The 7,825-nt window shown below is 60.7% G+C and carries 9 protein-coding genes; all 9 read right to left on the minus strand.

Annotation, left to right across the window (positions count from 1 at the left end; genetic code table 11):
- On the minus strand, positions 1-1,898 hold a 1,898-nt coding region (locus tag WBP53_RS04890), incomplete at its 3' end, for a secretin N-terminal domain-containing protein (RefSeq protein ID WP_423926512.1).
- A gap of 13 nt (positions 1,899-1,911) precedes the next feature.
- Positions 1,912-2,637: a hypothetical protein gene (locus tag WBP53_RS04895; RefSeq protein ID WP_423926514.1), complete on the minus strand. Its 726-nt coding sequence runs from the start codon at positions 2,635-2,637 to the stop codon at positions 1,912-1,914.
- Positions 2,634-3,242 (minus strand): type II secretion system protein GspM, encoded by a 609-nt coding sequence (gene gspM, locus WBP53_RS04900; RefSeq protein ID WP_423926516.1) that lies wholly within the window; start codon positions 3,240-3,242, stop codon positions 2,634-2,636. The genes WBP53_RS04895 and gspM overlap by 4 nt, the downstream gene beginning before the upstream one ends.
- Positions 3,229-4,461 (minus strand): PilN domain-containing protein, encoded by a 1,233-nt coding sequence (locus tag WBP53_RS04905; protein WP_423926518.1) that lies wholly within the window; start codon positions 4,459-4,461, stop codon positions 3,229-3,231. The genes gspM and WBP53_RS04905 overlap by 14 nt, the downstream gene beginning before the upstream one ends.
- 6 nt (positions 4,462-4,467) lie before the next feature.
- Positions 4,468-5,409: a general secretion pathway protein GspK gene (locus tag WBP53_RS04910; RefSeq protein WP_423926520.1), complete on the minus strand. Its 942-nt coding sequence runs from the start codon at positions 5,407-5,409 to the stop codon at positions 4,468-4,470.
- Complete coding sequence (locus WBP53_RS04915) at positions 5,406-6,149, minus strand: prepilin-type N-terminal cleavage/methylation domain-containing protein (RefSeq protein ID WP_423926522.1); 744 nt, start codon at positions 6,147-6,149, stop codon at positions 5,406-5,408. The genes WBP53_RS04910 and WBP53_RS04915 overlap by 4 nt, the downstream gene beginning before the upstream one ends.
- Positions 6,149-6,730, minus strand: a complete 582-nt coding sequence (locus tag WBP53_RS04920; RefSeq protein WP_423926524.1) for a type IV pilus modification PilV family protein — start codon at positions 6,728-6,730, stop codon at positions 6,149-6,151. The genes WBP53_RS04915 and WBP53_RS04920 overlap by 1 nt, the downstream gene beginning before the upstream one ends.
- Positions 6,731-6,765: 35 nt before the next feature.
- The gene (locus WBP53_RS04925) at positions 6,766-7,242 is read right to left on the minus strand and encodes a GspH/FimT family pseudopilin (RefSeq protein WP_423926528.1); all 477 of its coding nucleotides are present in this window, start codon (positions 7,240-7,242) and stop codon (positions 6,766-6,768) included.
- A gap of 122 nt (positions 7,243-7,364) precedes the next feature.
- Entirely contained in the window at positions 7,365-7,787 is a 423-nt protein-coding gene (locus tag WBP53_RS04930; RefSeq protein WP_423926526.1) for a type II secretion system protein GspG, read from the minus strand.
- Positions 7,788-7,825 lie beyond the last annotated feature (38 nt).

Below are 7,825 nucleotides of genomic sequence, written 5' to 3' on the forward strand. Positions count from 1 at the left end.
GGATTGACCCGCGGCTTGACGGTCAGGATCACGCCAGTATCCAGGTAGGAGGTCTGACTGACGCCAGACTGTACGGTCTGATTGGATCCGTTCACCGCACCGCCCACGCCGACGATACTGGTCGTGGCGACAGGGATACGCTCACCCACGTTGATCTGGGCTTCCTGATTGTTCATGACCATCAACGACGGGGCCGACAGGACCTTGGCCTGGCCGCTATTCTGCAAGGCGCTCAGGGCTACCTGAAACTGACTGTTCAGGTAGGAGGCGAAAATATTGGCTCCGGCCGATACCGGGGTTGTCGCCGCGCCAGCCAGGCTACGTTGACGATCCAGCCCATTCGGATAGGGGAATTGATCGCCAGGATTCTGATAGGAGTCGGCCGGATAGCCTTCACCGGTCAATCCTCGGAACCACCATTTGACGCCAAATTCCAGTTTTCCAGTCAGCGCCACCTCAAGGATCTTGGTTTCGATATGCACCTGCAGCGGCGCAATATCGAGACGACGGATGGCCCCCTGCATGGATTCCCATTCGTTCGGCGTGGCCAGCACCAGCAACTGGTTGCTGTCCTCGACTGCGGTGATACGGATATCGGAATCGCCGGCAGCCGCACCGCCCGGAACCGCCATGCCCTGCCCGCCAGCGGAATTTCCGGCACGCCTGTTCAGTCGTGAAGTGGACGCCAGCGCGCTATTGCCCCCAGTCGCAGCCGCAGTACCGATGGTGGCAGCAGCAAGACCCGGAGCAACAGCGCCCGAAGTATCGGAGCGCCCCGAGCCGCCACTGCTGGCTGAACCAAGAAAGATCTGGCTGAGATAATCGGCCAGATCCAGCGACTTGATGTTCTTGACGTCGTAGACGAACAACTGGGTGGCGCTTTCGCCACCGGCGCGATCGAGCCGCTTGAGCCAGTCCTCCGCCTTGCGCAGGTATTCAGGCTGCGCGGTAATCACGATTACTGCATTGGAGCGCTCGATCGGAATGAACCGGAACATGCCTGCGAGTGGCGATTCACCGGCCGTGCCGAAGACCTTGTCGAGTTCGGGCATCAGGGTTCCGACTTCGACATTCTGCAGCGTGAACACGCCGATGGACATGCCTTTCAGCCAGTCGACGTCGAAAATCTCGATGGTCTGCGAATAGTTGGCGAGCTCCGAAGCCGTACCGGCAAGCACGAGCATGCTGCGCGCGGTATCGATGTTGATGAAGGCTTCTGGTTTGGCATAGGGCTTGAGCAGTTTGGCCATCTCGCTGGGCGATACATAGCGCAGCGGGAAAACACGCACTTCGTAGCCACGTGCCAGATTCGGCGAAGAGATTCGCGGAGTCAGGTTACCAGGCAAGGCATCCTTGATCTGCAGGACGGTATAGCGACCGTCCTTGTAGATCAGTGTATTGCCGGTCCAGGACAGCAGCATTTCAAGCACCGACATGGCCTGGTCGGCGCGGATCGGCTTGGCCGTGGAGAACGAGACATTGCCGCCCACGTTCGGAGCAATGGTGTAGTTCTGCTGGAGCAGGTCGCCAAGAATGGCCTTGACCACAGCCTGAATCGGATTGTTTTCGAAGTTGAAATCAACCTGGCCTTCGCCGGTCGGAGAAGGAATCGGCCTGCGCGCGGCTTCCTCGTCGATGAATTGCCCGGTACCGACCTGGATCTCCGGTTCCGGTGGCTCGAAGGCCTTGGTGTCGTCACCGTCAACATCAATGCCAGCCGACCAGTTCGGCAGCGGCTTGGCCCCGGGGGCGATATCCGCGGCGAAATTATCGGCTGTGAGCGTCTGTGCCGATTCCTCTGGCAGCGCTCGCGTGCGGTCGATCGGCGGCACACTCGCACAGCCGGCGAGCACTGTGAGCGTTAGCGTGATCAGTAGGATGGAAATTCTTGATGGCACGTGGATCACTCCGTCAATTCTTCTGCTCGGTGGGTGAGTTCCCACGTTGCGAACGAAGCCGCTCGGCTTCTTCGCGCATTTGTCGCCGACGCTCTTCGATCCGCTTTGCCAGATCAGAATCGGCACCTGTGTTCTTGCTATCCGGAGCGACCGCGCCTGGCGCTGCCGGCTCTACCTGCTTGGCCCGTGGTGCACCCGGTGGCTGCGCAGGCATGGCGGCCGAAAGCAGTTCGATTTCTGCCGTCTCGTCGCTCGCATTCTTGAATGTCGCCAACCGCGGCTCGACGGAAACCAGTGTCCAGCCAGCCTGATCGCCGGCCAATGGCATTCCGACCTTGAGTGCCTGCGATTCGTTCCGCATATTGTCGCGGACCATGGCAATTCGCAATTCCGGAGTCGATTCGGTCTTGCGCACCAGGATTACGCCGGTCAGCGTGACATTGAGCGGAACCGGCGGAGGCCCCTCGGTGGCAACTTCGTCATCGATGATGGGCGTCGGCTTGCGATCCTCGTTGAACAGGGGGCGCGCGTCCACTTCGGAATAGCTGGAAAACGCAGGCATGCTGAATGTATTGCGGTCGATCTCGGCCAAGGTTTCCTGCCCGTCTCCGGCTTCGGGAGGCAGCCATCCATAGCCTCGGCCATAGCCGGCCAACTGGATCAGGGCTGTCACCAGCAGCAATCCGCAACCGGCTGCCAGCACCAGGGTCAACATTCGCGCGACCTTGACGTCCATCATGGCACTTCCTTCCCGGGCTCACGCAGATAGCCGGACAGGTTGAAGCGGACATCGAGAGGGCTGGCAACGCGCTTGGCACCGGGTGGCACGTAGGTCTGCTGCTTGTAGATCATCAACTGATCGATGAACAGGTACGGCTTGCCATTTTCCAGGTCATAGAGAATCGCGGCCAGAGATTCCAGGTCGCAGCGCAACCTTGCCTGGACGACTACCTGCTTGTAGCGCTCCTCCTGACCACCACTGTAGGGCGTATTGCTGACGACCGAACAGCGCTTGGGATCGGACTGGTCGGTCTGCGCCTGGCGCAGGCGCGTGATCAGTCCGGCCGAGGCTGCGTTGGCATCAGGTTCTGCAAGGAATGCCTGATTGCCTTGTTCGTAGGCACGCACTTCGGCCAGCTTTTGTTCGATGGTGGGTCGCTCGGAGATGACGCGAGCATAGCGCTGCTGCTGCTCACGCAGGTCATCCATCTGACCGTAAAACTCCAGATGCGGCGAAACAAACCACCAGTGCACGCCAAAAACATAGATGGTGAGCAGAACGATGAGCAGCAGGGCCACGGCAAGCAGCCTGCCGTCCTTGGGACGAAGCTCAAGGCGTGCCATCGGCGTCCTCCTTGCCTTCATCGGACTCAACCGGCTCGGGTGCACTTTCCGGCGCTGCGGCTTCCACTGCCGGAGCTCGCTGGGGCACGTAGTCGACGGCGACTGCCAGCGGTTCGGCGCTGATCGTGAAGCGATCCTTTCCGGTACGCGGATCCGGCTGGATCTGGCCTTCGAGTTTCGGATTGGCCAGGAATGGCGACTCACCGAGCACACTGATCAGGCTGGCGGCCTCCTTGCTCTGGCCTTGCAACTGGATCTGGTTGTTCTCGATGCTTAGCCGCTCAAGATAGGTATCGTCGTTCAGTCGCGCTGCCAGGTCATCCAGCATGGCAACCACCAGCGGGCCTTTTCGCTTTTTCTCGGAAAGGAAGTTGGCTCCCTCGACAGAATCCTGAAGTGTCTTGCGGAGCTCAAGGACCTGCTGAGCGGCGACCGCGGCCTTCTCGACTTCCGCCTGCATGGTTTCAACTGCGATGGCGCGGTTGTGCAGTGACTCGGACATGTTGAACACAAGCAGGATCAGGGCCAGCCCGGCGAGTGCCGCATTGATCATCCAGCGCCGATCGTGGGCCTTGGCACGACGCTCGACTGGCAGAAGATTGACTCCGCGTCGCGCCCCACCCGCCGCATCACCGGCACGCACATCGACAGCGTCGATTTCGAGCTCGCCACCGGCAATGGTGCCCAACTGGGCGTCAAGCAAGGCTCGTGGCAATACGACGAGCTCGACGCGCAAGGTGCGTGCGGTTGCGTCTCGCGCGTTGACCCGGCTGTCGAAATAGACCTGCTCGGCCTTGAACGGCGTCTGCCGGTCCATCTCGAACGACAATACCTGGCGCAGGTTTTCTTCGGCGGCAGCAGGCAAGGTCAGGTTGCGAGTCAAGGCACGGGACTCAGGCACGCAGAAAATGGTGCGCACACCGGGGTTCTCTATGCGACCGCGCAGCAGGCGAATTTCGGCGGCTTGCGACTCTGCGGGGGCATCAAGGGCGACCCGGCCAAATTCACGAATCTCGTTGCCCGACTCGTGCGAGACGACAATGTCCGTTTCGCCGAGCTCGATCAGCAGGGCCTCGGAGCGCCCACCCAGCAGCTTGCGCCATCGTTCCGGGAGACAGGCAAGCAGCTCCGTTCCCCACCACGAAAAGAATCGCGGCAGCGGTGTCTTGGCAAGGCGCGTCCGCAGACGGGCCAGTTGTCTGTCCAGGGCTTCTTTCACAATGAGTTACGCGGTTTCGCCATCACGCCAGCGAAGCACCACATAGGGACGCCCCGCCGAGTTCATTCCACCCAAGCGGATGGTTGCATCCAGTATGGTGCTAGCCCCGTTCGGGAGCGTGGCACGCGACTTTATACTATACGTGAGGCCCCCACCGTCCGCCATGAGTGGCGACCCGTCCGGCATCAGCAGATTGCCGGCTGCCTGGCCCAGCATTCCCGGGGGCAGTTGCTGGCGCTGATTGATCAGATCCTGAGCCTGCTCAGGGGTCATTCCGGGAATCGCCATCAGGGCCTCCATGGGCGCGTAGGCTGCGCTGGGATTGCTGCGCCCCGAAAACATCGTGATGGCTGGCTCGATTCGGGTGTACAAATCGTAGTCCATGCCAAACACCTGCTGGATCTCGGAAAGCGTTTCAAAGGGCGCGTTGCGTGGGCTGTAAGGCAGGCCAACCGCCCTATAGTCGGCGCGCTCCGCGCCGTTGAGTGAAGTGAGGTCGTCCGGATCACGCCAGTCCTGAATCGCACCGGCCAGTTCGTCCGCCTTTTGCTCTTCGACACCCGCGCCGACAAAGAGGTTCCTGAGCGATGCGGCATCGGCCGCGTTGATGTCGATCTTGCCGGCATCATCGGTTATCGAGATCTCGACTTCCGCACCGTCGAACATGAAGGTATAGGGGCGGCCATCAGCCACCCACTTCTGCAGTGGGTCCGATTTACTGAGGCCATACACGGCCAGGTTCAGGCCCGCTTCGGCGGCGTATCTTGCGGTCGTCGTGTCGAACAGGTGGCGCGACTGCAGTCCTTCGGTTCGCGCGACCAGGGCAAAGCTGCCCAGCAGCACCGACATCATTGCGATGACCCACATGACCAGCACGAAGGCGACTCCGTCCTGCCGAGCCGCGGCTCGATGCAAGTGCGGCAGGAGTGGTGAATGGATTGCTGTCATCTCGTGCTTCCCACGCCGCCGCTCGGGTTGATGGTCGCGGCATCCTGTGAATTGGACTGACCTAGATCCTCGAAGCGCACACTCTGGGACTGACGCGCCGCCCCCACATCGAGGACGACGGGAATCTCCATGTCCGGCCATCCGACAAGAGCCTGCGGACGCATCTTGAGATTGATGCGGACCATGACCGGGATCAGGCTTGGATCATCCCAGTCATCCGACCAGTCTTCGAGTTCGCCCTGGTCATCCAGCTTGCGATACTCGAAGCGGCCGCTTTCAACCTGGTCCATCAGGATGACGGGTTCCGCCTGATCCTTGTCCAGCCGCTTGAGGTCAAAGCCATTGAGCATCGCGTGGCCGAACAGCAGTTGCTTGCCGTTGCGGGTATTGGACAACTCCAGGGTCTGAACGTACGAACCTCCGTTGGAGAGGTAGCCCGGCATCGGCGCCACGAAACGCATGAAGTCGCGCTCCCCCTGGAACAGGAAATTGGAGCCGGTTCCGCTTTCCTGCCCGAATGGCAGCGGCAATACGCGACTGATCTGATGGCGAATGAATTCCTGGGCCACGCGCAGGCGATTGGTGCGGTCGATCAGGTCCTCACCCACCGCCATGCCCTTGACGGCCGAGCGAATGCCGCCGAACGCGGCAGCCAGCAAGACCGCCAGCAACAGTATCGCGAGCATGACCTCGATCAGGGTGAAACCGGCACTGATGCGCTTGTGAGAGAAAGATTTCATCACGGTCCCCGCCCGCCAGAATCAGACGATCGTGCCGGGCTGCGGCTGTTCATTCCCTGCCCGGATGCGCCGCTTCTTTGCGGGCTACCTGGAAACGAACGGACGTCGCGCAGATCCGGCGTGGCCGTGCGCAGGGTTGAAAAGTGGGCGCTGCGCTCGCGACCGGTATCGCCCCAGATCACGGTGAGCACGACATGGAACAGGTCAATTTGTGGAATACCAAAGGCGGGATTGTCTACCGCAACGGCCTGACCACCGATGCCCGCCGTGCCGCTGGGGTCAGTGGCTTCGGCGACGACCAGCTCGGGATCGATCTGCTCGACCTCCAGTTCCCAGCGGAACTTGCGATCAAATTCTCCACTCTTGCTGCCGGCCTCGACGCGTTCGCCGACACCGACATTGTCGAGCAGGGTCTGCGCCCACAAGGCCGCGCGCGTTTCATCAGCCGAGAAGCGGGCATTGTTCATCGACATCGTCAGGATCTGCATCAGTGCGCCGACCGCAATCGCGAAAATCACGAAGGCCGCGATCATTTCGATCAGGGTGAATCCGCGCGCAGGTCTGGGCGATAGCCTTTTCATACTCCGAACAGACCGCACCAATGGCGGGGAGTTCGTCACCGCTCGCTTTCCGGCTTGTCGAGGGTGATCTCGCCGGTCAGCCAACCCACGTTGATGCGCCATTCCCGCTCACCGAGAACGACCGCGATGTTGCCGCCAGTGGAACTGCCATCAGGGAAAAAGCGGATGCCGCCAGAACTCTCGCTGGTCAGCTCCTTCTGCGCCGTGGTCAGGCGGAGGATCATGTCCTTGGGAAGTTCCTTTTCGCTCCGACCCGGCGCCTGCCAGGTCATTTTCTCGAGATCGAGCATGAGGACCTTCTGCTCTCCCTTGACGATGGCCTGGCCACGCGTGTAACGCAGTCCGGCAACCAGGTCCCGGCTTGCAGCCTGCACTTTCGCACTGTCCAGACTCCTCGCGAATGAAAACGCGACGACACTGGCGACAATACCGATCAGGACAATCACCACGATCATCTCGATCATGGTGAAGCCTCTTGAACGGCCGCGAATGGAGAACGGGGAACGGGGAATGGGAAGAGCCGAGCGTGAAGGTTCAGGGCAAGAGTTCACTACTCCGCCGCCGCGAACGGTCAGCGCCGGAAGCTTGCTGCTCTTCACCGATTCCCTACTCTCCATTCTCTATTCCCGACTTCTCATTCCCAGCTTCCGTAATCCTTGTTCGTGCTGTCGCCACCGGCCTTGCCATCCTTGCCAAGGAAAATAATGTCGAAATCACGGCCGGCGTCGCCAGGCTTCTTGTAGACGAAAGGATTGCCGAACGGGTCCTTCAGGTCGGTGTCCTTGGCGTAGGGGCCCAGGCCATCACGCTTGGTCAGGTCTTCGAGCGAACTCGGGTAGGAGCCGACGCTCATCTGGTATTGCTCGACCGAGCCAGCCAGCTTCTTGACCTGGATCGTGCCTGCCTTGTACTTGCCGCCACCGAACGTATCCATCATGCCGCCGCCGACAATCGTGATCACGATGCCCAGCAGTACGATGACCGCGATCATTTCCATCAGGGTGAAGCCAGCTGCGCGCGGCAACGGGCGCAGGTTTCGTGAGCGGGTGATATTCATGATCGAACTCCTCATTGAATCGAACTGGTCAGTTTCAG

The organism is Dokdonella sp., from assembly GCF_049593775.1.
GTDB lineage: Bacteria > Pseudomonadota > Gammaproteobacteria > Xanthomonadales > Rhodanobacteraceae > Dokdonella.